Raw genomic sequence first — 24,423 nt, 5'->3', positions numbered from 1 at the left:
TCCTCGGTAGCGGTGACATCGCGGCTAATGTGTGGGGCTGAGATGGCCGGCGATACATCTGGGGCTGCCAGTGCGTGAATATCTGCTGACGCTTTGCGTCACGGTCGCGGTGACCTACCTGCTGACCGGGCCCGTGCGGAAGTTCGCGATCGCGGTCGGGGCCATGCCGGAGATCCGGGCCCGTGACGTGCACCGCGAGCCGACCCCTCGGCTCGGCGGGATCGCGATGTTCGGCGGACTGTGCGCGGGACTGCTCGTGGCCGACCACCTGCGCAACCTCAACGGGGTGTTCACCGGCTCGAACGAACCCCGGGCGCTGCTGTCCGGCGCCGCGCTGATCTGGCTGATCGGCGTGCTGGACGACAAGTTCGAGATCGACGCCCTGATCAAGCTGGGCGCCCAGATGATCGCCGCCGGTGTGATGGTCATCCAGGGTCTGACGATCCTGTGGATTCCGGTGCCCTTCATCGGTACGGTCTCGGTCACCCCGTGGCAGGGCAACCTGCTGACGGTGGCCCTCGTGGTGCTCACGATCAACGCGGTGAACTTCGTGGACGGCCTCGACGGCCTGGCGGCCGGCACGGTCTGCATCGCCGCCACCGCGTTCTTCCTGTACGCGTACCGGATCTGGTTCGGCTACGGGATCGAGTCGGCGGCGCCGGCGACGCTGTTCGCCGCCATCCTGATGGGCATGTGCCTGGGCTTCCTGCCGCACAACATGCACCCCGCCCGGATCTTCATGGGGGACTCGGGATCGATGCTGATCGGCCTGGTGTTGGCCGCCGGCGCGATCTCCATCACCGGGCAGGTGGACCCGGACACGTTGAAGCTCTTCGCGGGCGGTGAGCGCAACGCGACGCACGCGATGCTGCCGGTCTTCATCCCGCTGGTGCTGCCGCTGACGATCATCGCGATCCCGATGGCGGACCTGATCCTGGCCATCGTCCGGCGCACCTGGAACGGCCGGTCGCCCTTCGCGGCCGACCGCGGGCACCTGCACCACCGGCTGCTGGAACTCGGGCATTCCCACAGCCGTGCCGTACTGATCATGTACTTCTGGTCGGGCCTGATCGCCTTCGGGGCGGTGGCCTACTCGGTGCACTCGACCTCGATGTGGATCGTGCTCGGCATCGCGGGGCTGAGCGCCCTGGGTCTCGTCCTGCTGCTCCTGCCGCGGTTCACCCCGCGCGCCCCGCGGTGGGCGGAGGCGTTGGTCCCGCCGCGCTACCGGCACGCGGAACGGGCGGCGGAGGCGGCGGCCCTGGATGCCTCGGGCACGGAACCCGAGCCGGCCCGGCCGATCGCGGCTGGTGTCTCGGGCGTCAACGGGGCGACCGCCATTGGCCCCCGTTCGCGCTTCCCCGACCGGCGTAAGGCCGGATCGGCTCGCTGACGCCCCGAGAGCATGTCCGACATGAACGCCCTTTACCAGACAAGGTGCCCCCGTGTCCTGCACACACGGGCGCGGTAACCCTCATGTGTGACAGTCAGCACACTCCCCGGGTAAAGCTCTCATCAAATACTTTGTGATACCGTTCACTAAACCCGGCGACAGAGCCGAAGGACCGTAGTGCGACGGTCCATTGGCCCGAGGCGCTGCCTCGGACCGGGCTTACGCTCGTCCCCGTACGAGTCCCGTACGAGTCCGTGCCCCCACCACCACGCGGAGCAAACCGCCATGCGGTCAGATGACGTCCGATCCCTCCTGCAAACCGCCGTACCCACGGCTGTCGCCGGCGCTGTAGCCGTCGCGATCAGCGGTGCGGTCGTGGGCGGCAAGGGCGCGATCGGTGCCGTCGTGGCGACGCTGCTGGTGATTGTCTTCATGGGCCTTGGATTCCTGGTTCTCCAACGCACGGCGAAATCTCTGCCGCACCTGTTCCAGGCGATGGGCCTCATGCTTTACGCGGCCCAGATCCTGTTGCTCTTCGTCTTTCTCGCCGTGTTCAAGAACACGACGTTGTTCCACCCCCGGGCATTCGCGATCACGCTCGTCGCCACCACCCTCGTGTGGATCGGCGCGCAGACGCGGGCCCACATGAAGGCCAAGATTCTTTACGTCGAACCCGAGTCCACGAAGGGCGACAAGCCCGGAAGTCCGGGGTCGAAGCCGTGAGGGGTAGGGCCGGGATAAGTGTGCGTTCGAGATGCTGCTATCGTCCGGTTCAAACTGCGGCACTGCGGGCGCGGGCATCCGAGCTGACGCCTGTTCCATCGCGAGGCGCGATGCCTGACCGCCGCCCCCACATCCGTTACACCAGTCCAGTGCCGAACCGCGGCTTCGCGCCGCGCCGACACAACGAGGTTGCCGTACCCATGCGCCACGCTGAAGGAGCCCGCGGTGAGTCCTGACCCGACGCAGGTGCTCGCCTTCGAGACCGACTGTCACATCTTCGACGGATGTGGCTTCCCCGGCCCGGGCCTGCACTCGTTCCTCTTCGAGCCGCTGTGGGGCGACGCCGACAGCAACCTGTACTTCAACAAGCCGATGCTGCTGGCGCTCCTGGGCACCGTCGTCATCGTCGGGTTCTTCTGGGCCGCCTTCCGCAAGCCGAAGGTCGTCCCGGGCAAGCTCCAGATGGTCGCCGAATCCGGCTACGACTTCGTGCGCCGCGGCATCGTCTACGAGACGCTCGGAAAGAAGGAGGGCGAGAAGTACGTCCCCTTCATGGTCGCGACGTTCTTCTTCGTCTGGATCCTGAACCTCTGGTCGATCATTCCGCTGGCCCAGTTCCCGGTGACCTCGATCATCGCGTTCCCGGCAGTCCTTGCGGCGATCGTCTACTTCATCTGGATGTCGGTGACGTTCAAGCGTCACGGCTTCGTCGGCGGCCTCAAGAACCTGACGGGCTACGACAAGAGCCTGGGCGGCGTTCTGCCGCTGGTCATGGTCATCGAGTTCTTCTCGAACGTCCTGGTCCGCCCCTTCACCCACGCGGTCCGACTGTTCGCGAACATGTTCGCGGGTCACACCCTGCTGCTGCTGTTCACCATCGCCAGTTGGTACCTGCTGAACGGGATCGGCATCGCCTACGCGGGCGTCTCGTTCGTCATGGTGATCGTGATGACCGCCTTCGAGCTCTTCATCCAGGCTGTCCAGGCGTACGTCTTCGTCCTCCTGGCCTGCAGCTTCATCCAGGGCGCGCTCGCCGAGCACCACTGAGCCAGGCCCGCCCCGCTCAGCCCCCATTTCGTCCGGTGGCCAACCCCCACCGGTCCGTGAAAGAGAAGGAAGAACTGGCATGTCCCAGACCCTTGCCGCCGTCACCGGCTCCCTCAGCTCCGTTGGTTACGGTCTCGCGGCCATCGGCCCCGGCGTCGGCGTCGGCATCATCTTCGGTAACGGCACGCAGGCTCTCGCCCGTCAGCCCGAAGCTGCCGGTCTGATCCGCGCCAACCAGATCCTCGGCTTCGCCTTCTGCGAGGCGCTCGCCCTCATCGGTCTGGTCATGCCGTTCGTCTACAGCTGACGAACCGCGACCACTAGTCCGATTAGACGAAAGGCACTGATGTGAACCTCCTGGTTCTCGCGGCCGAGAAGGAAAACCCTCTCGTCCCGCCGATCCCCGAGCTCGTCATCGGTCTGATCGCCTTCGTCATCGTCTTCGGCTTCCTCGCGAAGAAGCTCCTCCCGAACATCAACAAGGTTCTGGACGAGCGTCGCGAGGCCATCGAGGGCGGTATCGAGAAGGCTGAGGCCGCTCAGACCGAGGCCCAGAGCGTGCTGGAGCAGTACAAGGCCCAGCTCGCCGAAGCCCGGCACGAGGCCGCGCGCCTGCGCCAGGAAGCGCTGGAGCAGGGCACTGCGCTCAAGGAAGAACTGCGCGCAGAGGGCCAGCGGCAGCGTGAGGAGATCATCGCTGCCGGCCACGCCCAGATCGCGGCCGACCGCAAGGCCGCTTCGCAGGCGCTCCGCCAGGACGTGGGCAAGCTCGCCACCGACCTGGCCGGAAAGCTCGTCGGCGAGTCCCTTGAGGACCACGCCCGGCAGAGCCGCACCATCGACCGTTTCCTCAGCGAGCTTGAGGAGAAGGCCGAGGCCGCCCGATGAACGGAGCGAGCCGCGAGGCGCTGGCCTCCGCGCGTGAGCGTCTCGACGCGTTGACGGACAACACGTCCGTCGACGCGGCGAAGCTCGCCGACGAGCTGGCCTCCGTCACCGCGCTGCTCGACCGTGAGGTCTCGCTGCGTCGGGTCCTCACGGACCCGTCGCAGGCCGGCGAGGCCAAGGCCGAGCTGGTGGGCCGCCTGCTGGGCGGCCAGGTGAGCGGGGAAACCCTCGACCTGGTGTCCGGCATGGCCCGGTCCCGCTGGTCGCAGTCGCGTGACCTGGTCGACTCGCTGGAGGAACTGGCGGCCACCGCCGACCTCACGGCGGCCCAGCGCGCGGGTGCGCTCGACAACGTCGAGGACGAGGTGTTCCGGTTCGGCCGGATCGTGTCCTCGAGCACCGAGCTGCGCTCCGCGCTGACCGACCGTGCGGCGACCGCCTCCGCCAAGAGCGAGCTGCTGCGCAGCCTGCTCGGCGGCAAGGTGAACGCCGCCACGGAGCGACTGGTCATCCGTCTCGTCACGCGGCCGCGTGGACGTAGCCTGGAAGCGGGACTCGAGTCCCTCTCCAAGCTCGCCGCCGAGCGCCGTGACCGCATGGTCGCCACCGTGACCAGCGCGGTTCCGCTCAGCGACGTGCAGAAGCAGCGTCTCGGCGCGGTGCTGGCCAAGCTGTACGGCCGCCAGATGCATCTGAACCTCGACGTGGACCCCACGGTCCTCGGCGGGATCTCGGTGCGGGTCGGCGACGAGGTCATCGACGGCACCATCGCGGACCGCCTCGCAGAGGCGTCCCGCCGCATGGCCGGCTGACCGGCCACCAATAGAACAACGCATTCCTAGCGGCCCGGTTGGGCCGTGCAGAACTTGCAGAAGATTCCTGGGGGTCGCCCCCAGACCCCTATGAAGCTTCAGGCCCAACAAGGAGAGCAGGGAACCCAGATGGCGGAGCTCACGATCCGGCCGGAGGAGATCCGGGACGCACTGGAGAACTTTGTCCAGTCGTACCAGCCGGACGCGGCCTCGCGCGAGGAGGTCGGAACGGTCAGCGTTGCCGGCGACGGCATCGCGAAGGTGGAGGGTCTGCCCTCCGCCATGGCGAACGAGCTGCTGAAGTTCGAGGACGGCACCCTCGGTCTCGCCCTCAACCTCGAGGAGCGCGAGATCGGTGCGATCGTCCTCGGCGAATTCAGCGGTATCGAGGAGGGCCAGCCGGTGCAGCGCACCGGTGAGGTTCTCTCCGTAGGTGTCGGCGAGGGCTACCTCGGCCGCGTTGTCGACCCGCTCGGCAACCCGATCGACGGCCTCGGCGAGATCGCGACCGAGGGCCGCCGCGCCCTTGAGCTGCAGGCCCCGGGCGTCATGGTCCGTAAGTCGGTGCACGAGCCCATGCAGACCGGCTACAAGGCCGTCGACGCGATGGTGCCGATCGGCCGTGGCCAGCGTCAGCTGATCATCGGTGACCGTCAGACCGGCAAGACCGCTCTTGCCGTCGACACGATCATCAACCAGCGCGACAACTGGCGCTCGGGCGACGTGAACAAGCAGGTCCGCTGCATCTACGTCGCAATCGGCCAGAAGGGCTCGACCATCGCGTCCGTTCGCGGCGCCCTGGAAGAGGCCGGCGCGCTCGAGTACACGACGATCGTCGCCGCCCCGGCGTCCGACCCGGCCGGCTTCAAGTACCTGGCGCCGTACACCGGTTCCGCCATCGGTCAGCACTGGATGTACGCCGGCAAGCACGTCCTGATCATCTTCGACGACCTGTCGAAGCAGGCCGACGCCTACCGCGCCGTCTCGCTGCTGCTGCGCCGCCCGCCGGGCCGTGAGGCCTACCCGGGTGACGTCTTCTACCTGCACTCGCGTCTGCTGGAGCGCTGCGCGAAGCTCTCCGACGAGATGGGTGCCGGTTCGATGACCGGTCTGCCGATCGTCGAGACCAAGGCGAACGACGTGTCGGCGTTCATCCCGACCAACGTCATCTCCATCACCGACGGTCAGTGCTTCCTGGAGTCCGACCTGTTCAACGCGGGCCAGCGCCCGGCGCTGAACGTCGGTATCTCGGTCTCCCGCGTCGGTGGTTCCGCGCAGCACAAGGCCATGAAGCAGGTTTCCGGCCGTCTGCGCGTGGACCTGGCCCAGTACCGCGAGCTGGAGGCGTTCGCCGCCTTCGGTTCCGACCTGGACGCCGCGTCGAAGGCTTCGCTGGAGCGCGGCAAGCGCATGGTCGAGCTGCTCAAGCAGGGCCAGTACCAGCCGATGCCCGTCGAGGAGCAGGTCGTCTCCGTCTGGGCCGGCACCACCGGCAAGATGGACGACGTCCCGGTCAACGACATCCGTCGCTTCGAGTCCGAGCTGCTGGAGCACCTGCGCCGTGAGCGCAAGGACCTCCTCACCTCGATCGCCGAGGGCGGCAAGATGTCCGACGACACCCTGACGTCGATCGCGGACGCCATCGCTGCCTTCAAGCAGCAGTTCGAGACGTCTGACGGCAAGCTCCTGGGCGAGGACGCTCCGGCCGTCAACGTCTCCAAGTGACGACGGAAGGGACCTGACTCATGGGAGCGCAGCTCCGGGTCTACAAGCGTCGCATCCGTGCCGTCACGGCGACCAAGAAGATCACCAAGGCGATGGAGATGATCGCCGCCTCGCGCATCGTCAAGGCGCAGCGCAAGGTGGCGGCATCGATGCCGTACGCGACCGAGCTCACCCGTGCGGTGACCGCGGTGGCGACCGGTTCGAACACCAAGCACGCCCTGACCACCGAGGTCGAGGCGCCGACCCGCGCCGCGGTCCTGCTCATCACGAGCGACCGCGGTCTGGCCGGCGGCTACTCCTCGAACGCCATCAAGCAGGCGGACCGGCTCACCGAGCGGTTGCGCGCTGAGGGCAAGGACGTCGATGCCTACATCGTCGGCCGCAAGGGTGTCGCCTACTACGGCTTCCGCGAGCGCAAGATCGCGGACTCGTGGACCGGCTTCACCGACAGCCCGGCTTACGCGGACGCCAAGCGCGTCGCCGCACCGCTGATCGAGGCCATCCAGACGGAGACGGCCGAGGGCGGCGTGGACGAGCTGCACATCGTCTACACGGAATTCGTGTCGATGATGACGCAGAACGCCGTGGACGGCCGGATGCTGCCGCTCAGCCTCGCGGAGACCTCCGCTGGGGCTCAGGACGAAGAGCGCGCGAAGGGCGAGATCCTTCCGCTGTTCGAGTTCGAGCCGTCGGCGGAGGACGTCCTCGACGCCCTCCTGCCGCGCTACGTCGAGAGCCGCATCTACAACGCGCTGCTGCAGTCGGCCGCTTCCGAGCACGCCGCCCGCCGCCGCGCGATGAAGTCGGCAACCGACAACGCCGGGGATCTCATCAAGAGCCTCTCCCGGCTTGCCAACGCGGCCCGCCAGGCCGAAATCACCCAGGAAATCAGCGAGATCGTCGGTGGCGCGAGCGCCATGGCTGACGCGACCGCGGGGAGTGACAAGTAATGACGACCACTGTTGAGACGGCCGCCGCCACGGGCCGCGTCGCCCGGGTCATCGGCCCGGTCGTCGACGTGGAGTTCCCCGTCGACGCCATGCCCGAGATCTACAACGCCCTCAAGGTCCAGGTCGCCGACCCGGCCGAGAACGGCAAGCTCAAGACGCTGACCCTGGAAGTCGCCCAGCACCTGGGTGACGGCCTGGTCCGCACCATCTCCATGCAGCCCACCGACGGTCTGGTCCGCCAGGCCGCGGTGACCGACACGGGCGAGGGCATCACCGTCCCCGTCGGTGACTTCACCAAGGGCAAGGTGTTCAACACCCTCGGTGAGGTGCTCAACTACCCGGAGGCCAACTCCGAGGTGACCGAGCGCTGGCCGATCCACCGCAAGGCCCCCCGGTTCGACGAGCTCGAGTCGAAGACCGAGATGTTCGAGACCGGCGTCAAGGTCATCGACCTCCTCACCCCGTACGTCAAGGGTGGAAAGATCGGTCTGTTCGGTGGTGCCGGTGTCGGCAAGACCGTTCTGATCCAGGAAATGATCTACCGCGTCGCCAACAACCACGACGGTGTGTCGGTCTTCGCGGGCGTCGGTGAGCGTACCCGTGAGGGCAACGACCTCATCGAGGAGATGGGCGACTCGGGCGTCATCGACAAGACGGCGCTCGTCTTCGGCCAGATGGACGAGCCCCCGGGCACCCGTCTTCGTGTCGCGCTCGCCGGTCTGACCATGGCGGAGTACTTCCGCGATGTGCAGAAGCAGGACGTGCTCTTCTTCATCGACAACATCTTCCGTTACACCCAGGCCGGTTCCGAGGTCTCCACGCTGCTCGGCCGTATGCCGTCCGCGGTGGGTTACCAGCCGAACCTGGCCGACGAGATGGGTCTGCTGCAGGAGCGCATCACCTCGACCCGCGGTCACTCGATCACCTCGATGCAGGCGATCTACGTCCCCGCGGACGACCTGACCGACCCGGCGCCGGCCACCACCTTCGCCCACCTCGACGCGACGACGGTTCTCTCCCGTCCGATCTCCGAGAAGGGCATCTACCCGGCCGTGGACCCGCTGGACTCGACGTCCCGCATCCTCGACCCGCGGTACATCGCGGCGGACCACTACGCGTGCGCCATGCGTGTCAAGGGGATCCTGCAGAAGTACAAGGACCTCCAGGACATCATCGCGATCCTCGGTATCGACGAGCTGGGCGAGGAGGACAAGCTCGTTGTCCACCGTGCCCGTCGCGTCGAGCGCTTCCTGTCGCAGAACACCCACGTCGCCAAGCAGTTCACCGGCGTGGACGGTTCGGACGTTCCGCTCGACGAGTCGATCACCGCGTTCAACGCGATCTGCGACGGTGACTACGACCACTTCCCCGAGCAGGCGTTCTTCATGTGCGGTGGCATCGAGGACCTCAAGGCCAACGCCAAGGAGCTGGGCGTCTCCTGAAGCCCCGCTCCCTGGTGAGCAGCGCTGAATGTCCCCCGGCTACCGCCGGGAGGTGCCCCCAGGAGAGGGGCGGGTGTGTCCCGTCCCTCTCCCCACGCCCATTAGAATTTGACCCAACACCCGGCCGAACCGCCGGGTGGTGACCCGAGGAGCCACCTTGGCTGCTGAGCTGCACGTCGAGCTGGTCGCGGCGGACCGCAATGTCTGGTCCGGCGAGGCCACCCTTGTTGTCGCGCGCACCACGTCGGGCGACATCGGCGTCATGCCCGGTCACCAGCCGCTTCTCGGTGTGCTGGAATCGGGCCCGGTGACCATCCGCACCAGCGACGGCAACACTGTCGTCGTCGCGGTGCACGGCGGTTTCATCTCGTTCGCGGACAACAAGCTGTCCCTGCTGGCCGAGATCGCCGAGCTCGCGGACGAGATTGACGTCCAGCGGGCGGAGCGGGCACTGGAGCGCGCGAAGGCGGAGGCCGATGCGGCCGCCGAGCGTCGCGCCGATGTCCGGCTGCGCGCGGTGACGGGGCACTGAGCCCCTTACCGAACAGTGTGCGTCCTCAGCCGCGGCCCGATCCGGACTTCTCCGGAGCGGGTCGCGGCTGAGGCGATGCGGATCAGTTTTTCGTGTGCTGTATTCGATGAGCGAGGAGGTCGGTGAAGATGCTCCTCGCTCTGCTTGTGAGCGGCCTGGTCGTAGCCCTGGTGGTGATCGGGCTGTTTGTCTTCGGGCTGCGCCGCAGACTCATCCAGCGGTCCGGCGGGACCTTCGACTGCAGCCTGCGCTGGGGCGTGGCCGAGGAGCCCGACGTCTCCGGCAAGGGCTGGGTGTACGGGGTCGCCCGCTACAGCGGTGACCGGATCGAATGGTTCCGGGTGTTCAGCTACTCGCCTCGACCCCGCCGTCTCCTGGAGCGAGCCTCCATCGAGGTGCTGGCCCGTCGCGCCCCCGAGGGCGAGGAGGAGCTGGCGCTGCTCTCCGACGCCGTCGTGCTCGGCTGTTCCCACCGGGGGACGCGCCTGGAGCTGGCCATGAGCGACGACGCGCTGACCGGATTCCTCGCCTGGCTGGAGGCGGCGCCTCCCGGGCAGAGGGTGAACGTGGCCTGAGGGGCCGACGGAGCTGGATCGCCCTCGCCGGACGGAGTCCGGCGCAGCGGCGCGACGTCGGGGAGGCCCCCGGGGCCGAGCCGTGCGAGGGGTGCGTCAAGAAGGAGAAGCCGGGGAGAAGGGGGCGGACCCTTCTCCCCGGCTTCGTCTTTCACCGGCCCCGTGCGTGGGGGCTACTGGAGACCGGTGTGGATGGCGTTCGCGAGTTCACCGTTCGCGGTGTCGCCGCTGAACTCCCAGAAGAAGGCGCCCCTGAGGCCCTGCTGCTTGGCCCAGGTCATCTTGCCGACGATGGTGGCGGGGGTGTCGTAGCTCCACCAGTTGCTGCCGCACCTCGCGTAGGCGGTGCCGGCGATCGTGCCGGTCACCGGGCAGCTGCTCTTGAGCACCTTGTAGTCCTCGATGCCCTGCTCGTACGTACCGGGGGCGGGGCCGGTGGCGGCGCCGCCGGGGGCGTCCTGGGTGACGCCGGTCCAGCCGCGCCCGTAGAAGCCGATGCCCAGGTTCAGCTTGGAGCCGGCGATGCCCTTGCCCTTGAGCTTGGTGATCGCGGCCTCGGAGTTGAAGCCGGCGATCGGGATGCCCGCGTAGGAGGTGAGCGGGGAGTGCGGGGCCGTCGGGCCCTTGGCGTCCCAGGCGCCGAAGAAGTCGTAGGTCATCACGTTGTAGAAGTCGACGTACTGGGCCGCGCCCGCGTAGTCGGCGAGGTCGAGCTTGCCGCCGTTGGAGCCGTCGGCGGAGATCGCGGCGGTGATCAGGTTGCTGCCTCCGAACTTTGCGCGGAGCGCGGCCAGCAGGTTCTTGAGGGAGGCGGCGCCGCTGGTGTCGCAGGACAGACCGCAGGCGTTCGGGTACTCCCAGTCGATGTCGATGCCGTCGAAGACGTCCGCCCAGCGGGGGTCCTCGACCAGGCTGTAGCAGGAGTCGGCGAAGGCGGCCGGGTTGGCCGCGGCCTGGCCGAAGCCGCCGGACCAGGTCCAGCCGCCGAAGGACCACAGCACCTTGATGCCGGGGTACTTCTTCTTGAGCTCGCGCAGCTGGTTGATGTTGCCGGCGACGGGCTGGTCCCAGGTGTCGGCGGTGCCGTCGACGCTCGACGCGGCGTCGTACGTCTTCTGGTAGTCGGCGTAGGCGTCACCGATCGCGCACTTGCCGCCGGTGACGTTGCCGAAGGCGTAGTTGATGTGCGTGATCTTCGCGGCGGTACCGGAGGTGACGAGGTTCTTCACCTGGTAGTTGCGCTGGTAGATGCCCCAGTCGGTGAAGTAGCCGAGCTTGACCTTGCTGCCGGTGGGCGGGGGCGTGGTGCCGCCGCCGGTCGTGGTGACGGAGAGGGCGCCGGAGGAGGGGCCGGTCTGGTCGGCGGTGTCACGGGCCGTGACGGTGTAGCCGTAGGAGGTTGCCTTGGTCAGGCCGGAGTCGGTGTAGCCGGTACCGGTGACGGTCGCCACCTTGGCCCCGTCACGGAAGACGTCGTAGTTCTTGACGCCCTTGTCGTCGGTGGCCGCGCTCCAGCCGAGGGTCACGGAGGTGTCGGTGACCCCGCTCGCGGTGGGGGTGCCGGGTGCCGAGGGCGGGGCGTCGGTGGGGGTCGTGCCGCCGTCGCAGGAGGTGCCGTTGATCTTGCAGCCGGCGGGCGCGCCGGCGCCGGCGCCGTTGAACCCGAAGCTGATGGTCGCGCCGGGGGAGAGGGTGCCGTTGTAGCCCTTGTTCTTGCCGGTCCAGTGGGTGCCGGAGCCGGTGACGTCGGCGTCCCAGGCGGAGGTGACCGTCGTGCCGGAGGGGAAGTCCCACTCCACGGTCCAGCCGGTCAAGGTGGTGGTGCCGGTGTTCTTCACCGTCCACTTGCCCTCGAAGCCGGAGCCCCAGTCGGAGACCTTCGTGTACGTCGCGGTCGCGGAGCCGGCGGCCTGGGCGGGGCCGGCGAGGGCGACGAGTCCCGCCGCCGGCAGGGCGAAGGCGGCCACCGTAGCGGCGAGCCTTCTGAAGAGACGGGTGCGGGGTGGGGGTGCTGTGCTCAAGGTCGTCCTCCGTAGGTCCGTCGAAGTCGCGGGGCCGACTTCGACATGGGGGTGGGACCTGCGCCGCCCGTGAGCCTGCCGGGGGATCTTTTGTCATGGCACGCTCACCACAGTTCCGGTGAGCGTAGAAAGGTCTGGACCAACCGTCAAGAGGTCCAGACCTCCTCTCAAGTGGCCCACCGGGGACCCGACTCACGCGCCAATACAGCGGGAAGCCCGCCGCGCCCGCGCGCGGCGCCCCGAACCAGCGGCGGCGGTGCACCCCCTAGCGTTCGCCGCCCGGCACCCAGAGCACGTCCCCGACCTCCTTGTTGGCGGTGCGGGCCAGGATGAAGAGCAGGTCCGAGAGCCGGTTCAGGTAGGTGGCGGTCAGCGGGTTCATCACCTCGCCGTGTTCCTCCAGCGCCGCCCACGTCGAACGCTCGGCGCGCCGGACCACCGTGCACGCCTGGTGCAGGAGCGCCGCGCCGGGGGTGCCGCCGGGGAGGATGAAGCTGCGCAGCTTCTCCAACTCCTCGTTGAAGCGGTCGCAGTCCGCCTCCAGCTTGTCGATGTAGAACTGCTCGACGCGCAGCGGAGGGTACTGCGGGTTCTCTACGACCGGGGTGCTCAGGTCCGCCCCGACGTCGAACAGGTCGTTCTGCACCCGGACCAGGACCTTCACCACGTCCTCGGGCAGGGCGCCCAGCGCGATCGCCGTCCCGATGGCCGCGTTGGCCTCGTTGGCGTCGGCGTACGCGGAGATCCGCAGGTCCGTCTTGTGCGTACGGCTCATGTCGCCGAGGGCGGTCGTGCCCTTGTCGCCGGTGCGGGTGTAGATGCGCGTGAGGTTCACCATGGTTCCAGCCTAATGACAAGGACGGCGGTGCGGCCCGGGGAGGAAGGCGCGTACCCGGACAAAGGTGCGCACGGGTCAACTGCGCGGCCTCCAACCGCCGCTGGGCCGTACCGGTGTGATGTCCGTCAGCTGAGACGTGACGCGTGTTACTTCGCGGTCACACCGTCCCTCACGGACGCTAGTCTCCGCCGGAGAGGCTACGAGACTGGGCCGTAGCGAGAACGAGGGGTGTGCAGTGGCTGGGAAGCTCGCCGTCATCGGTGCCGGACTCATGGGTTCCGGGATCGCTCAGGTCTCCGCTCAGGCGGGGTGGGACGTCGTCTTGCGCGATGTCACCGATGCCGCGCTGACCCGCGGCACGGACGGGATCAAGGCCTCTTACGACAAGTTCGTCTCCAAGGGCAAGCTGACGGCCGAGGACGCCGAGGCGGCGCTCGCCCGGATCACCACGACCACCGACCTCGACGCGGTAGCGGACGCGGACATCGTCGTCGAGGCCGTCTTCGAGAAGCTCGAGGTCAAGCACGAGATCTTCCGCGCGCTCGACAAGCTCGTGCGGGACGACGCGATCCTCGCGTCCAACACCTCCGCCATCCCGATCACCAAGATCGCCGCGGTGACGGAGCGCCCGGAGCGGGTCGTCGGCGCGCACTTCTTCTCGCCCGTCCCGATGATGCAGCTGTGCGAACTGGTACGCGGCTACAAGACCAGCGACGAGACCCTCGCCACGACCCGGGCGTTCGCCGAGTCCGTGGGCAAGACCTGCATCGTCGTCAACCGCGACGTGGCCGGCTTCGTGACGACCCGTCTGATCTCCGCACTGGTCGTCGAGGCCGCCAAGCTCTACGAATCGGGCGTCGCCACCGCCGAGGACATCGACATCGCCTGCAAGCTGGGCTTCGGGCACGCGATGGGGCCGCTGGCCACCGCAGACCTCACGGGGGTCGACATCCTGCTGCACGCGACCAGCAACATCTACACCGAGTCGCAGGACGAGAAGTTCGCGCCGCCGGAGCTGATGCGCCGCATGGTGGACGCGGGCGACTTCGGCCGCAAGAGCGGACAGGGTTTCTACAAGCACTGACGGCCATCGTTCGAACGCCTTCACCCGTTGGTGTGAATGAGAGTATCGGTTCGCTCACAGTCGGCAACTTCCCCGCCCCCGGGGCAGTCAGTTCCAGTGAGAGTGGCCGACCACGGACCAGTCGGACCATACGTACGCGGCACGTACGCGGGACTGCGGGAGCACACATGCACATCAGGGGCGACCACGCCGAACTCGTTGTCGGGGGCCGCCTCGACGTGCGCAGCGCGGCGGACGCCCGTACGGCCCTGCACACCGCCCTCGATCGTGGCCACGGCGACCTCGTGCTGGACCTCACCGGGCTCGACTCATGGGACGCGACCGGCCTCGGTGTGATCATGGGAGCGCACCGGCGCGCGGGCCGCACCGGGCGCCGCCTCGTCCTGCGCGGAGTGCCCGCGCAGATGCAGCGGCTGCTCGTCGCGACCCGGCTGCACCGGATCCTCGCCATCGAGGGCGGACTGGAAGCGGAATCCCTCCCGCGGGTGTGATACGAGGGGCGCTTCTTTCCTGCGGAAACGTAACGTTCCGGTGGTGAAGGCCCTCTGACGGTTCCCGCGCGCCCGGCCACGGTTTAGGCTCCGGGCGGAAACCGGACCAGTAGCGACAGCGGTGTGTGCGTGCGAAGGCCGGGCGGTACGACGGCGGCAGCGGCGCGGCACGCGGCGCGATCGGGGGACTTGGTCATGGACCGTACTCAGGGGCAGCCCGGAGCGGACGCGGGACGCGGCGCGGGCGATTCCGGAACCGGAACCACCACATCGGCGGGGCCCGCCGCCGGCGCCGCGTCCACCGGAGGTGTCGCACGCGTCGTCACACTGACCGCGGGCGACTTCACCCTCACCGTCAACCCCGTCGACGGCAGCGAGATAGAACCCCTGCGTCCCGGCACCGGGACGCCCCGGCCCGCCAAGCGGGGCCCGGCCGCCCGCGCCTCCCGGGAGGCCGCCGGCCGGCCCCCCGCACTGCCCGGCTCCACCATCCCCTCCCGCCCGCTGCTCCAGCGCGAGGAGGAACGGGAGCGCCTCCAACGGCTGCTGGGCCGCGGCCGCTCGGTACGACTGACCGGACCGGCCGGATCGGGCCGTTCCGCGCTGCTCGACTCGGTTGCCGCCGCGTGCTCCGACCTCGCCCCCGACGGAGTCGTCCGACTGAGCGGATACGGCCAACAGCAGCCGCTGGAACTGCTGCACGCGCTGCACACCGCCGTGTACGAGAGCGCCGTCGAACGGCCCGACCGGACCGAACTCCTCGCCCGGGTACGGGACATCGGCGCGATCGTCCTCATCGACGACCTGGAGCTCGGCGGAGCCGCCCTCGACGAACTCCTGCGGGCCACACCCGAGTGCGCCTACCTGCTCGCCGCCACCCCCGACGTCAAAGCCCCTTCCGACCACTCCCACTTGGAGGAGATCTTCCTCGGGGGCCTCGGCCGGGCCGAGTGCGTCGCGCTCTTGGAGGCTCTCACCGGGCGTCCCCTGACGGAGGAGGAGACGGCCTGGGCGGCAGACCTGCGGTTCGCCTCCGAGGGGCTGCCCCTGCGCTTCGTACAGGCGGCCGCGCTGCTGCGCCGGCGCGACGAGTTGAACCACCGTGACGAGCCGGACGACGAGGACGAGCCCGGCGTCTTCGAGGGCCGGCCGCGCGAGGCCGCGCACGTACCGCTGCCGACGCTCGCCGAGGGCGCGGCGCCGGCGGAGCTGCTGGCCTCCCGGGTGAGCGAGTCGGCGCGGGCCGCCCTGCGGATCGCCTGCGCGCTCGGCGGGGAGATGCCGCACCACGCGCACCTGCCGGCACTGGTGGGGGACACCCACGCCGACGCGGCGGTCGCGGAGCTGCTGGACTGCGGCCTGCTCACCCCCGTCGGCCCGCGCTACCGGCTGGCCCACGGGGTCGCCCGGCAGTTGGAGGAGGCCGGGTACGGGGACACCGAGGCCGAGGAGGCCCGTACCGCCGCCCGGCACTACGCCTGGTGGACCGGGCACGCCTCGGTGACCCCCGAGCGGGTCGCGACCGAGGCGGACGCGGTGTTGGCGGCGCTGGCGGGCGCCGACGTGGTGGCCGCCGTCATGCTCGCCCGCACGGCGGCCCCGGCCCTGGCGGCCTCCCTGCACTGGGAGGCGTGGGAGCGGGCGCTGCGTTCGGGCGCGGAGGCCGCCCGCAAGGCCGGGGAGGTCGCGGAGCAGGCGTACTTCCACCACGAGCTCGGCGTGCTCGCGCTGTGCGAGGGGCGGTTGGAGCGGGCGCGGGCCGAGCTGGAGGCGTCGATCGGGCTGCGGGGCGCGCTCGCGGACAAGCGGGGGACCGTCGCGGGACGGCGGGCGCTGGCGCTGGTCACCGACCGGGAGGCGGCGGCGGCCCAGGTGTCGCCGCCCCTGCGGCTGGAGGCCCCGGCCACGCCCGCCTCGGCCGCGTCCTCCACGTCGGCGTCGGCCGCGGCCGGCCCGCCCGCGTCTGCCCTGCGCGCTTCGGCTTCGGCCGCGTCCGCGCCGGCCGGACCGGCGTCGGCTTCGGCCGTGACCCGCCCGCTCGCCCGCCCGGTGGTTTCCCCGGTGACCCCGCCCCTGGCCCGGCCGGTGACGCCGCCCTCCGCGGCCCCCGTCGCCTCCGAGGCCGTGACCCAAATGGTGCCGGCGGTCCGGCGGCCCGAGGCGCCGACGACTCCGTCGACCCTCTCCCAGGTGTTCGAGGACGCCTTCCCGCCCGCACCCAAGCAGGAGCCGGTGCCCGGTGCGCCCCTCGCGTCGGGGCGCGCCCCGGCGGGGGATCCGGACTCGCGGCGCAGGACGGCGTTCCTCGCCGCGGCCGGCGCCCTGGCGGTGGCCGTGATCGGGACCGTGGTGGGCCTGACGGTCTCCGGCTCGGACACGACACCGCCGAAGGACCCGGCGGTGTCGTCGTCGCCGGACACCGACCTGGGCACCGATTCCGGCGCGGGTGACCCGGCCGTCGCGCCGGAGCCGGGCACCACCGCCCCGTCGGCGACCCCGTCGGACGCGGCGACGCCCGGGCCGGGCGAACCGGCGGCGCAACCCGTCCCCGGGACCACCCGGGCCCCCGGCTCCAGGCCGGACGGCCGGACCCCCTCGCACAAGCCCACGCCGCCGGCGCAGCCGGGCACCAAGGCGCCGACGTCGACGCCCCCCGTCCACACCGACCCGCCGAGTCCGACCGGCTCGTCCCTGCCGCCGGTGAGCCCGTCGCCGGACCCCCCGCCCGGATCGGGCACCTCCCAGTCCGCCTCCGAGGCGGCCCCGTCGGCCGCGCAGTGACGTCGCGGCGCCGGCGCCGGCCCTCTGCTCAGAACAGGCGGAGCTTGTCGTCCTCGATGCCGCGCATGGCGTTGTAGTCCAGCACCACGCAGTCCATGCCGCGGTCCGTCGCCAGGACACGGGCCTGCGGCTTGATCTCCTGGGCGGCGAAGACCCCCCGGACCGGCGCCAGGTGCGGGTCGCGGTTGAGGAGCTCCAGGTACCGGGTGAGCTGCTCGACGCCGTCGATCTCACCGCGCCGCTTGATCTCCACGGCCACGGTCGCACCCGAGCCGTCACGGCACAGGATGTCGACCGGGCCGATCGCCGTCATGTACTCGCGGCGGATCAGCGTGTAGCCGTCGCCCAGCGTGTCGATGCGGTCGGCGAGCAGCTCCTGGAGGTGTGCTTCCACGCCGTCCTTGATCAGGCCCGGGTCGACGCCCAGCTCGTGGGAGGAGTCGTGCAGCACTTCCTCCATGGTGATGATGAGCTTCTCGCCCGCCTTGTTGACGACGGTCCAGACGCCCTCCTCGGCGCCGGTCCCCTCCTTGAGGGTGCACGGAGGAGACATCCAGTTGAGCGGTTTGTACGCCCGGTCGTCCGCGTGGATGGAGACACTGCCGTCGGCCTTCACGAGGATCAGACGGGGTGCGGAGGGCAGATGGGCGGTGAGCCGGCCCGCGTAGTCGACGGAGCAGCGGGCAATGACGAGACGCATGGTCGGCAACGCTACTCGACCGATGGGCCTCCACGCGATTCGCCCGTGAAAGCCCCCTTCGTCGATGGCGCGTTGTATGCGCATTCTCCTGGTGCGCCAACCCGGGGGCGCCTACCGTGGTGAGCGGGTGGTTGTCGAACGTGCACGCTGCGTCGCGGCCGCCTTCCCTGCCCGTAGGACTCCGGACACCCAAACCGCCGGGGTCACGAGAGGAGAACCCATGTCGCTCGACGTCTCACCGGCCCTACTCGAACAGGCCGAGCGAGGCGAGGTCGACGAAGCCGCTTTCGTCGACTGCGTCCGGACCTCCCTGCCTTACGCATGGGAGATGGTCAGCTCGCTGGTGGCCCAGCTGGAGGTTGAAGGCGGAGAATTCGCCGACAACCAGACGCCGCCGCCGGACGAGCAGGCGCGCGGGCAACTGCTGCGCGCGCTCGCGAGTGACGCGATACGTGGTGCCCTGCAGCGGCACTTCGGGGTGCGCCTGGCGTTCCAGAACTGCCACCGTGTAGCGGTGTTCCCGCTGGACCCCGTGGTGGACGACCGGCTTGCCAAGTTCACCTCGATACGAGGCCAGCTGCTCAACCAGTCGCCGGAGCTGCGGGACTGTTAGCTCCCGAGCAGGTCCTGCTCGAAGAGCCGCCCGCTGCCGCTCCGTGTCGCGGGAGGTACGACCGGTACCGGAGCGGCAGTCCGGCTCTCAGCCGAGGCGGGGCAGGACCTCGGCGCCGATGCGCCGTACGTTCTCCTCCGTCGCGGCGAGGTCGCCGGAGCCCTCCGTCAGCAGGGCGAAGCGCGTGATCCCCGTGCGTTCGGCGGTGGCCGCGATGCGGTCCGCCGCGAACCGCGGGGTTCCCACGGGGTGGAGCTCACAGAGCAGCTCCGTGTACGCCACCGGGTCCCGCATCGCGCGCTGTCGGCCGTCCACCGTCACATGGGCGTCCAGGCCTTGGCGCAGCCAGCCCGGCATCGCCTTCACCAGGGTTTCCCGGGCGTCCGCCGTGCGGTCCGCGAGTTGGCAGACCCCCGCCGACACGTGCGCCGCGTCCGGCGCGTGCCCCGCGGCCAGGGCGGTGCGCCGCCACAGCGCGACCATGTCCGCCTTGTCCTCGTCCCCGCAGTGCATGCCGAGCAGCATCGGCAGACCGCGCTCCGCGGCCAGCCGTACGGACGCCGGAGAGGTACAGGCGACGATCACTTCCGGCCCCTTCCCGTCACCGTCCAGCGCCTCCGCGGGACGCGGTACGACGGCCACCTCGCGGAAGCCGTACCGGTCGCCGGCCGCGCCCACCCGGGCCTCGGTCAGCCAGCGCCGCAGCAGGTCCAGGGCTTCCGGGAAACCGGTCTCGTACCCGTCCAGGCCCCCGCCGAACACCTCCAGGTCGACCCATGGGCCGCCCCGGCCCACCCCGAGCATGAAACGGCCGCCCGAGGTCAGGTGCAGCAGGGCCGCCTGTTCCCCCAGCGCCACCGGGTGCGTGTTCGGCAGTACGCTCACCGCCGTGCCCACGCGCAGCCGCTCGGTCCGCCCCAGCAGCAGGGCCGCCAGGGTGACCGCGGAGGGGCAGACCCCGTACGGCACGAAGTGGTGCTCGGCGAGCCAGACCGCGTCCAGCCCGGACTCCTCGGCGACCTCGGCGGTCCGCACCGCCCGGTGCAGTGCCTCCCCCGGCCCCTGGCCCGGGAACTGGGCCCCCACTACAAACGCTCCTACGCGCATCGCGCTTGGCCTCCTCGCGGCTGACGCGGCCTCCCCAGGTGGACCGGCTCTCCGACGTTCATGACATCAACGTCTGATGGCAACAACGCCCGACACGTGCCAAGGGCACGGCCCGACGGCAAAGTTATTGGGATTGTCAGGCCGGCATTCATGAGCGAGCCCGCTCTCCGAACACCCTGCGGGTACCCGGGCTCGCTGCGCGTAGTCTGGGAGAAAGTCACTGCCGTCCGCCCATCCGTGAGGTATACGTGTCACCGCGCCACAACCGCCCCAGGGGCGGCGGGAATCCAGCCGACCGTTCGGGTACGGGGTCCGGGTCGTGGTCCGGGTCCGGTTCCGGCGGGTTGGACCGGTTCGGCCTCGAACAGACCGAGGAGTACCTCGGCGAGGAGTGGAAGGTCCGCCACGTGGCGGGCGCGAGCGCGGCGGGCAAGCGCTACCGCTGCCCCGGCTGCGACCAGGAGATCCCCTCCGGCACACCGCACCTGGTGGCCTGGCCAGAGTACGGCGGCGTGGACGACCGCCGGCACTGGCACAAGGCGTGCTGGAACGCGAAGGACCGCCGCACCTCACGGGTGCAGCGGTCCAGGAACGCGCCGAAGTACTAGTGCTGTGACCGGGAAGGTCTGCCGGCCGCGTCGGGGGCCCGTGTCGCGTCATACGTCGCGGCGGCCGACCACCACGTAGGAGGCCGCCATCGCGGCGCCCGTCACCAGCAGCATCAGCGCCATCTGCGTCAGATCGGCCGGCATCGCCTCGGGGGAACCGGACGGGCTCGTGGTGCCCGACGGCATCCCGAACAACTGCATCAGGGCGACCGGCGCGTTGTGCCGGAGCACCACCCGCCCCAGCGGCGCCGACGCCTCCCAGATGCTGAGCATCGCCCCCGCCACCGGCGGCAGCGTCACGACGCCGATCATGACGGCGATCGCCCCCGCAGAGTGCCGCACCAGGGCGCCGACGGCCAGCGCGAGCACCCCGAGGAGGGTGACGTAGAAACTCCCCGCGAGCGCGCCCGCCCATTCGCCCGCCGTGTGGCTGCCCGCGGCGGGGCCGTTGTGGGCGATGGCCGCCGCCGTGCCGACCACGAAGACGGAACCGGCGGTGGCGAGGAAGGCGGTCAGGCCGAAGACCAGGTACTTGGCGGTGAGGACGCGGTGCCGGTCGGGCGCGGCGGTGAAGGTGGTGCGGACCAGGCCCGTGCCGTGCTCGGAGGTGATCGTGAGCACCCCGAGCACCATCACCGCGAGCTGCCCGACGAACATGCCGATCAGGGCCGGCGTGGTGAAGGGGATGTTCGCGTAGTCGCCCGAGGAGGTCTGCGCGATGAAGACCATGCCGATGCCGACGACCACCACCACGAGCGAGCCGAGCGTCCACAGGGTGGAGCGGACCGAGACGAGTTTGGTCCACTCGGAGGCCAGCGCGTGTCCCAGGTGGGGGCGCCGGCTCTCCAGGGGAGAGCTGTAGGGCGGGCTCGGCGGGCCGGTCCGGGGCTCGGCCGGGGGCTCGGTACGGCGGTCGGTGTGCGCGCCGGTCATCGGGTGGCCTCCGGGTTGTTCCGGGCGGAGGCGGCGAGCTCGCCGGGCTCGCCGGGCATCAGGAACGCCCCGCCGCCCTCGCCGGGCGGCGGGGGTGCGAAGAAGCCCGTACGGGGGACTTCGGGGGCCTCCGGGCCCTCCTCCCAGTCCGGGAGGGCCAGCGGGTCCGGCTCCCACAGCTGCGCCCGCGGGTCCTCGGTGGAGGTGTACTCGACGGAGGACCGGGTCATCCGCATGTACGCCTCCTCCAGCGAGGCCCGGTGCGGGGACAGCTCCCACAGGCGCAGGCCGCCCGCGTGCGCCAGGTCGGAGATCCGGGGCAGCTCCAGGCCCGTCACCCGCAGCGCGCCGTCCGGCTCTTGGAGGACGCGGGCGCCGTCCCCGCGGAGGGTCTCGGCGAACGCGTCCCGGCCATCGGGGTCGTTGTCGGCCACGCGTACCCGAGCGAATCCGGCCGAATTGTGCGTGATGAACTCCTGGGTGCTCATGTCGGCGAGCAACCGGCCCCGTCCGATCACGATCAGGTGGTCGGCGGTCAGGGCCATCTCGCTCATGAGGTGCGAGGAGACGAAGACGGTGCGGCCCTCGGCGGCGAGCTGCCGCATCAGGTTGCGGACCCAGAGGATGCCCTCGGGGTCGAGACCGTTGACGGGTTCGTCGAACAGCAGCACCCGGGGGTCGCCGAGCAGGGCGGTGGCGATGCCGAGCCGCTGGCCCATGCCGAGGGAGAAGCCCTTCGTGCGTTGGCGGGCGGCGTCCTGGAGGCCGACGACCGCCAGGACCTCGTCCACCCGCTTCTCCGGGATGCCGGAGAGCTGGGCGATGGACAGCAGGTGGGTGCGCGCCCGACGGCCGCCGTGCATGGCCTTCGCGTCGAGCAGGGCGCCGACGTGCCGCTGCGCGTTCGGGAGCTCCCGGAAGGGGTGCCCGTTGATCGTCACATGACCGGCGGTGGGCCGGTCCAGCCCGAGGATCATGCGCATGGTGGTGGACTTCCCCGACCCGTTGGGTCCGAGGAATCCGGTGACGTGACCTGGCCTGACCTGGAAGGACAGCTGGTCGACGGCGGTCTTGGCGCCGAAGCGCTTGGTCAGGCCGACTGCCTCGATCATGGTTCTGCCCCTCGACAGGCCGGCGGGCCCGGGGCGGCTTTCGCCCCTGTAAGGGTTAAGAGGATATCGAGTGGCCTACGGTTCCGTCCCGTCCCGGATCCCTGATCTCCCCCTGATCCCGACCCCGGCTTTTCCCGTACACCGGAGGAACGGGTCCGCTCTCCGTCAGGCGTCCCTCTTCTTCAGCACCAGGTAGCCACCGAGTACGGCGGCCAGCGCCCACAGCACCATGATCCCGAAGCCGCCCCAGGGGCCGTAGGGCGCCGGATCGCGGCCCATCGCGTCGGGAACGACCCGCATGACCACCGAGCCGGCCCGGTCCGGGAGGTACTGGGCCACCTTCCGGGTCGCGTCGACGAATCCGAGGATGTTCGAGAAGATCAGGAAGAACGCGATCAAGAGGCAGATCGAGAGCGCCGAGCTGCGGAGCATCGTGGCCACGCCCATCGAGCACAGCGCGAGCACGGCCAGGTAGAGCCCGGCCCCGATCACGGCACGCAGCACGTTCGGCTCGCCGATGCCGATGCTCCGCCCGCCCAGGATCGCCTGTCCGAGGAAGAAGGACAGGAAGCTGGTGGCCAGCCCCACGACCAGGGCCAGCCCGGTCGCGACCACGAGCTTGCCGAGGAGGAAGTCGGCCCGGCGCGGCACGGCGGCCAGCGAGGTGCGGATCATGCCCGAGCTGTACTCCGTGCCGATCACCAGGACACCGAAGACGATCATGGCCAGTTGTCCGAGCTGCATCCCGGAGAAGCTGGCGAGCGTCGGGTCGAAGGTCAGCCGCTCTTCGGGCGGCATGTTGTCGAAGGTGGCGTTGATGACCGCGCACAGCCCGGCGCTGATGCCGACGGTGACCACCAGGGCGGTCGCGAGGCTCCAGGTGGTGGAGGCGACCGTACGGATCTTCGTCCACTCGGACGAGAGGACTGCGGTGAGGGCCACGGTCACTCACCGCCTTTGCTGGTCGCGTCGAAACCGGCACCCCACGCGGGGACCTCGGCCGGTCGCGCGGGGTTGTCGCTCGCCATGTCGGGAGCGGGCGCCGCGCCGGGGGAGTCCGGGGCGTGGGCGTGGTATTCAACGGATTCCGCCGTCATGCGCATGAACGCCTCTTCCAATGACGCCCGCTGCGGGCTGAGTTCGTGCAGCACGATCTGGTGCTGGGCGGCCAGTTCGCCGAGCCGCTCCGGCCCCACGCCGTCGATCTCCAGCGTGCCGGTGGCGGGAACGCTGGCGGCGTTGATGCCGGCCTCGTGCAGGACGTCTTTGAGTCGTTCCTGCTGCGGCGAGCGCAGGCGCACGTAGCTGCGCGAGTTCTGGTGGATGAAATCGGCCATCGACAGGTCGGCGAGCAGTCTGCCCTGCCCGATCACGATCAAATGGTCTGCCGTCAGGGCCATTTCACTCATCAAGTGCGAGGAAACGAAGATCGTCCGACCTTCCGACGCCAGCCTCTTCATCAGATTGCGGATCCAGTGAATTCCCTCTGGGTCCAGACCATTGACGGGCTCGTCGAACATCAAGATCTCCGGATCGCCGAGCAGGGCGGAGGCGATTCCCAGCCGCTGCCCCATGCCGAGCGAAAATCCTTTCGACTTCTTCTTCGCCACCGGCGTCAGCCCGACGAGATCGAGCACCTCCGACACCCGGCGCTCGGGGATGCGGTTCGACTGCGCAAGGCAGAGGAGGTTGTTGTAGGCGCTGCGTCCACCGTGCATGGACTTCGCGTCCAGCAGCGCCCCGATGTGTTTCAGCGGTTCCGGCAGGTCCCGGTAGCGCTTTCCGTCGATCCTCACCGTGCCGCTGGTCGGATTGTCGAGGTCGAGCACCATGCGCATGGTCGTGGACTTGCCGGCCCCGTTGGGGCCGAGGAAGCCGGTCACCACTCCCGGTCTCACCTGGAAGCTGAGGTTGTCCACGGCGGTCTTGGCGCCGAATCGTTTGGTGAGGCCCTCAAGCTCGATCATGCGGCCACGCTAGAACGCCCGAGGGCCCTACGCCACCTCGGAAGGTGGCCCAGGGCCCTCGTCGAGCACGTGCCGCGCCTC

General features: G+C 69.8%; 24 protein-coding genes. 16 read left to right on the top strand and 8 right to left on the bottom strand.

The features are described 5' to 3' along the window. The first annotated feature begins 58 nt into the window (after nucleotides 1-58). From ABZ934_RS06895 to ABZ934_RS06845, 11 genes are all read left to right on the top strand, one after another. Complete coding sequence (locus ABZ934_RS06895; RefSeq protein ID WP_361310276.1) at nucleotides 59-1,393, top strand: MraY family glycosyltransferase; 1,335 nt, start codon at nucleotides 59-61, stop codon at nucleotides 1,391-1,393. A gap of 285 nt (nucleotides 1,394-1,678) precedes the next feature. Continuing rightward, a complete protein-coding gene (locus tag ABZ934_RS06890) occupies nucleotides 1,679-2,116 on the top strand; it encodes a hypothetical protein (protein ID WP_361309373.1) in 438 nt (145 codons plus the stop codon). Nucleotides 2,117-2,341: 225 nt separating this feature from the next. Further along, on the top strand, nucleotides 2,342-3,163 hold the full coding sequence (gene atpB / locus ABZ934_RS06885) for a F0F1 ATP synthase subunit A (RefSeq protein WP_361309371.1): 822 nt from the start codon (nucleotides 2,342-2,344) through the stop codon (nucleotides 3,161-3,163). A 79-nt stretch (nucleotides 3,164-3,242) separates the two neighbouring features. Further along, nucleotides 3,243-3,470, top strand: a complete 228-nt coding sequence (atpE, locus tag ABZ934_RS06880) for an ATP synthase F0 subunit C (protein WP_030386954.1) — start codon at nucleotides 3,243-3,245, stop codon at nucleotides 3,468-3,470. A 41-nt stretch (nucleotides 3,471-3,511) separates the two neighbouring features. After that, entirely contained in the window at nucleotides 3,512-4,051 is a 540-nt protein-coding gene (locus tag ABZ934_RS06875; RefSeq protein ID WP_361309368.1) for a F0F1 ATP synthase subunit B, read from the top strand. Beyond that, the gene (locus ABZ934_RS06870) at nucleotides 4,048-4,863 is read left to right on the top strand and encodes a F0F1 ATP synthase subunit delta (protein ID WP_361309365.1); all 816 of its coding nucleotides are present in this window, start codon (nucleotides 4,048-4,050) and stop codon (nucleotides 4,861-4,863) included. The genes ABZ934_RS06875 and ABZ934_RS06870 overlap by 4 nt, the downstream gene beginning before the upstream one ends. A 129-nt stretch (nucleotides 4,864-4,992) precedes the next feature. Continuing rightward, entirely contained in the window at nucleotides 4,993-6,588 is a 1,596-nt protein-coding gene (gene atpA / locus ABZ934_RS06865) for a F0F1 ATP synthase subunit alpha (protein ID WP_190183439.1), read from the top strand. A gap of 20 nt (nucleotides 6,589-6,608) precedes the next feature. Then, the gene (locus tag ABZ934_RS06860; protein WP_361309363.1) at nucleotides 6,609-7,538 is read left to right on the top strand and encodes a F0F1 ATP synthase subunit gamma; all 930 of its coding nucleotides are present in this window, start codon (nucleotides 6,609-6,611) and stop codon (nucleotides 7,536-7,538) included. Further along, nucleotides 7,538-8,980 (top strand): F0F1 ATP synthase subunit beta, encoded by a 1,443-nt coding sequence (gene atpD / locus ABZ934_RS06855; protein WP_361309360.1) that lies wholly within the window; start codon nucleotides 7,538-7,540, stop codon nucleotides 8,978-8,980. Before ABZ934_RS06860 ends, atpD begins: the two co-directional genes overlap by 1 nt. Nucleotides 8,981-9,137: 157 nt before the next feature. After that, nucleotides 9,138-9,512: a F0F1 ATP synthase subunit epsilon gene (locus tag ABZ934_RS06850; RefSeq protein WP_190183442.1), complete on the top strand. Its 375-nt coding sequence runs from the start codon at nucleotides 9,138-9,140 to the stop codon at nucleotides 9,510-9,512. Nucleotides 9,513-9,640: 128 nt separating this feature from the next. Then, the gene (locus ABZ934_RS06845) at nucleotides 9,641-10,087 is read left to right on the top strand and encodes a DUF2550 domain-containing protein (protein ID WP_361309357.1); all 447 of its coding nucleotides are present in this window, start codon (nucleotides 9,641-9,643) and stop codon (nucleotides 10,085-10,087) included. Between the two features lie 173 nt (nucleotides 10,088-10,260). On the opposite strand, the gene ABZ934_RS06840 is transcribed toward ABZ934_RS06845, so the two are convergent. Beyond that, a complete protein-coding gene (locus ABZ934_RS06840; protein ID WP_361310274.1) occupies nucleotides 10,261-12,054 on the bottom strand; it encodes a glycosyl hydrolase family 18 protein in 1,794 nt (597 codons plus the stop codon). A gap of 319 nt (nucleotides 12,055-12,373) precedes the next feature. Continuing rightward, nucleotides 12,374-12,946, bottom strand: coding sequence for a cob(I)yrinic acid a,c-diamide adenosyltransferase (locus ABZ934_RS06835; protein WP_361309354.1), 573 nt, complete (start codon nucleotides 12,944-12,946; stop codon nucleotides 12,374-12,376). A gap of 235 nt (nucleotides 12,947-13,181) precedes the next feature. On the opposite strand from ABZ934_RS06835, the gene ABZ934_RS06830 reads away from it, so the two are divergent. The 3 genes from ABZ934_RS06830 (at nucleotide 13,182) to ABZ934_RS06820 (ending at nucleotide 17,302) form a co-directional block, all read left to right on the top strand. Continuing rightward, nucleotides 13,182-14,030, top strand: a complete 849-nt coding sequence (locus ABZ934_RS06830; protein ID WP_190183449.1) for a 3-hydroxyacyl-CoA dehydrogenase family protein — start codon at nucleotides 13,182-13,184, stop codon at nucleotides 14,028-14,030. A gap of 167 nt (nucleotides 14,031-14,197) precedes the next feature. Then, nucleotides 14,198-14,521, top strand: a complete 324-nt coding sequence (locus ABZ934_RS06825) for an STAS domain-containing protein (RefSeq protein ID WP_361309350.1) — start codon at nucleotides 14,198-14,200, stop codon at nucleotides 14,519-14,521. A 195-nt stretch (nucleotides 14,522-14,716) separates the two neighbouring features. Then, a complete protein-coding gene (locus ABZ934_RS06820) occupies nucleotides 14,717-17,302 on the top strand; it encodes an ATP-binding protein (protein WP_361309347.1) in 2,586 nt (861 codons plus the stop codon). A gap of 28 nt (nucleotides 17,303-17,330) precedes the next feature. On the opposite strand, the gene nucS is transcribed toward ABZ934_RS06820, so the two are convergent. Beyond that, nucleotides 17,331-18,002: an endonuclease NucS gene (gene nucS / locus ABZ934_RS06815; RefSeq protein ID WP_361309344.1), complete on the bottom strand. Its 672-nt coding sequence runs from the start codon at nucleotides 18,000-18,002 to the stop codon at nucleotides 17,331-17,333. A 220-nt stretch (nucleotides 18,003-18,222) separates the two neighbouring features. On the opposite strand from nucS, the gene ABZ934_RS06810 reads away from it, so the two are divergent. Then, nucleotides 18,223-18,615, top strand: coding sequence for an SCO5389 family protein (locus ABZ934_RS06810; RefSeq protein WP_361309342.1), 393 nt, complete (start codon nucleotides 18,223-18,225; stop codon nucleotides 18,613-18,615). A gap of 87 nt (nucleotides 18,616-18,702) precedes the next feature. On the opposite strand, the gene ABZ934_RS06805 is transcribed toward ABZ934_RS06810, so the two are convergent. Beyond that, entirely contained in the window at nucleotides 18,703-19,722 is a 1,020-nt protein-coding gene (locus ABZ934_RS06805) for an LLM class flavin-dependent oxidoreductase (RefSeq protein WP_361309339.1), read from the bottom strand. Between the two features lie 248 nt (nucleotides 19,723-19,970). Between ABZ934_RS06805 and ABZ934_RS06800 the strand changes: the two genes are divergently transcribed. Further along, nucleotides 19,971-20,330, top strand: coding sequence for an ATP/GTP-binding protein (locus tag ABZ934_RS06800; RefSeq protein WP_361309336.1), 360 nt, complete (start codon nucleotides 19,971-19,973; stop codon nucleotides 20,328-20,330). Nucleotides 20,331-20,378: 48 nt separating this feature from the next. On the opposite strand, the gene ABZ934_RS06795 is transcribed toward ABZ934_RS06800, so the two are convergent. The 4 genes from ABZ934_RS06795 to ABZ934_RS06780 form a co-directional block, all read right to left on the bottom strand. Next, a complete protein-coding gene (locus tag ABZ934_RS06795; RefSeq protein WP_361309333.1) occupies nucleotides 20,379-21,263 on the bottom strand; it encodes an ABC transporter permease in 885 nt (294 codons plus the stop codon). Further along, nucleotides 21,260-22,375 (bottom strand): ABC transporter ATP-binding protein, encoded by a 1,116-nt coding sequence (locus tag ABZ934_RS06790; protein ID WP_361309330.1) that lies wholly within the window; start codon nucleotides 22,373-22,375, stop codon nucleotides 21,260-21,262. The genes ABZ934_RS06795 and ABZ934_RS06790 overlap by 4 nt, the downstream gene beginning before the upstream one ends. 165 nt (nucleotides 22,376-22,540) lie before the next feature. After that, nucleotides 22,541-23,323 (bottom strand): ABC transporter permease, encoded by a 783-nt coding sequence (locus ABZ934_RS06785; RefSeq protein ID WP_361309327.1) that lies wholly within the window; start codon nucleotides 23,321-23,323, stop codon nucleotides 22,541-22,543. Continuing rightward, the gene (locus ABZ934_RS06780; protein ID WP_361309324.1) at nucleotides 23,320-24,342 is read right to left on the bottom strand and encodes an ABC transporter ATP-binding protein; all 1,023 of its coding nucleotides are present in this window, start codon (nucleotides 24,340-24,342) and stop codon (nucleotides 23,320-23,322) included. The genes ABZ934_RS06785 and ABZ934_RS06780 overlap by 4 nt, the downstream gene beginning before the upstream one ends. Nucleotides 24,343-24,423: the final 81 nt, after the last annotated feature.

It is taken from the genome of Streptomyces sp. NPDC046557, assembly GCF_040645975.1.
In the GTDB taxonomy this organism is placed as follows: domain Bacteria; phylum Actinomycetota; class Actinomycetes; order Streptomycetales; family Streptomycetaceae; genus Streptomyces.
The sequence above is the reverse complement of the archived record's forward strand: the minus strand, read 5'-3'. Positions and strand labels throughout refer to the sequence as shown.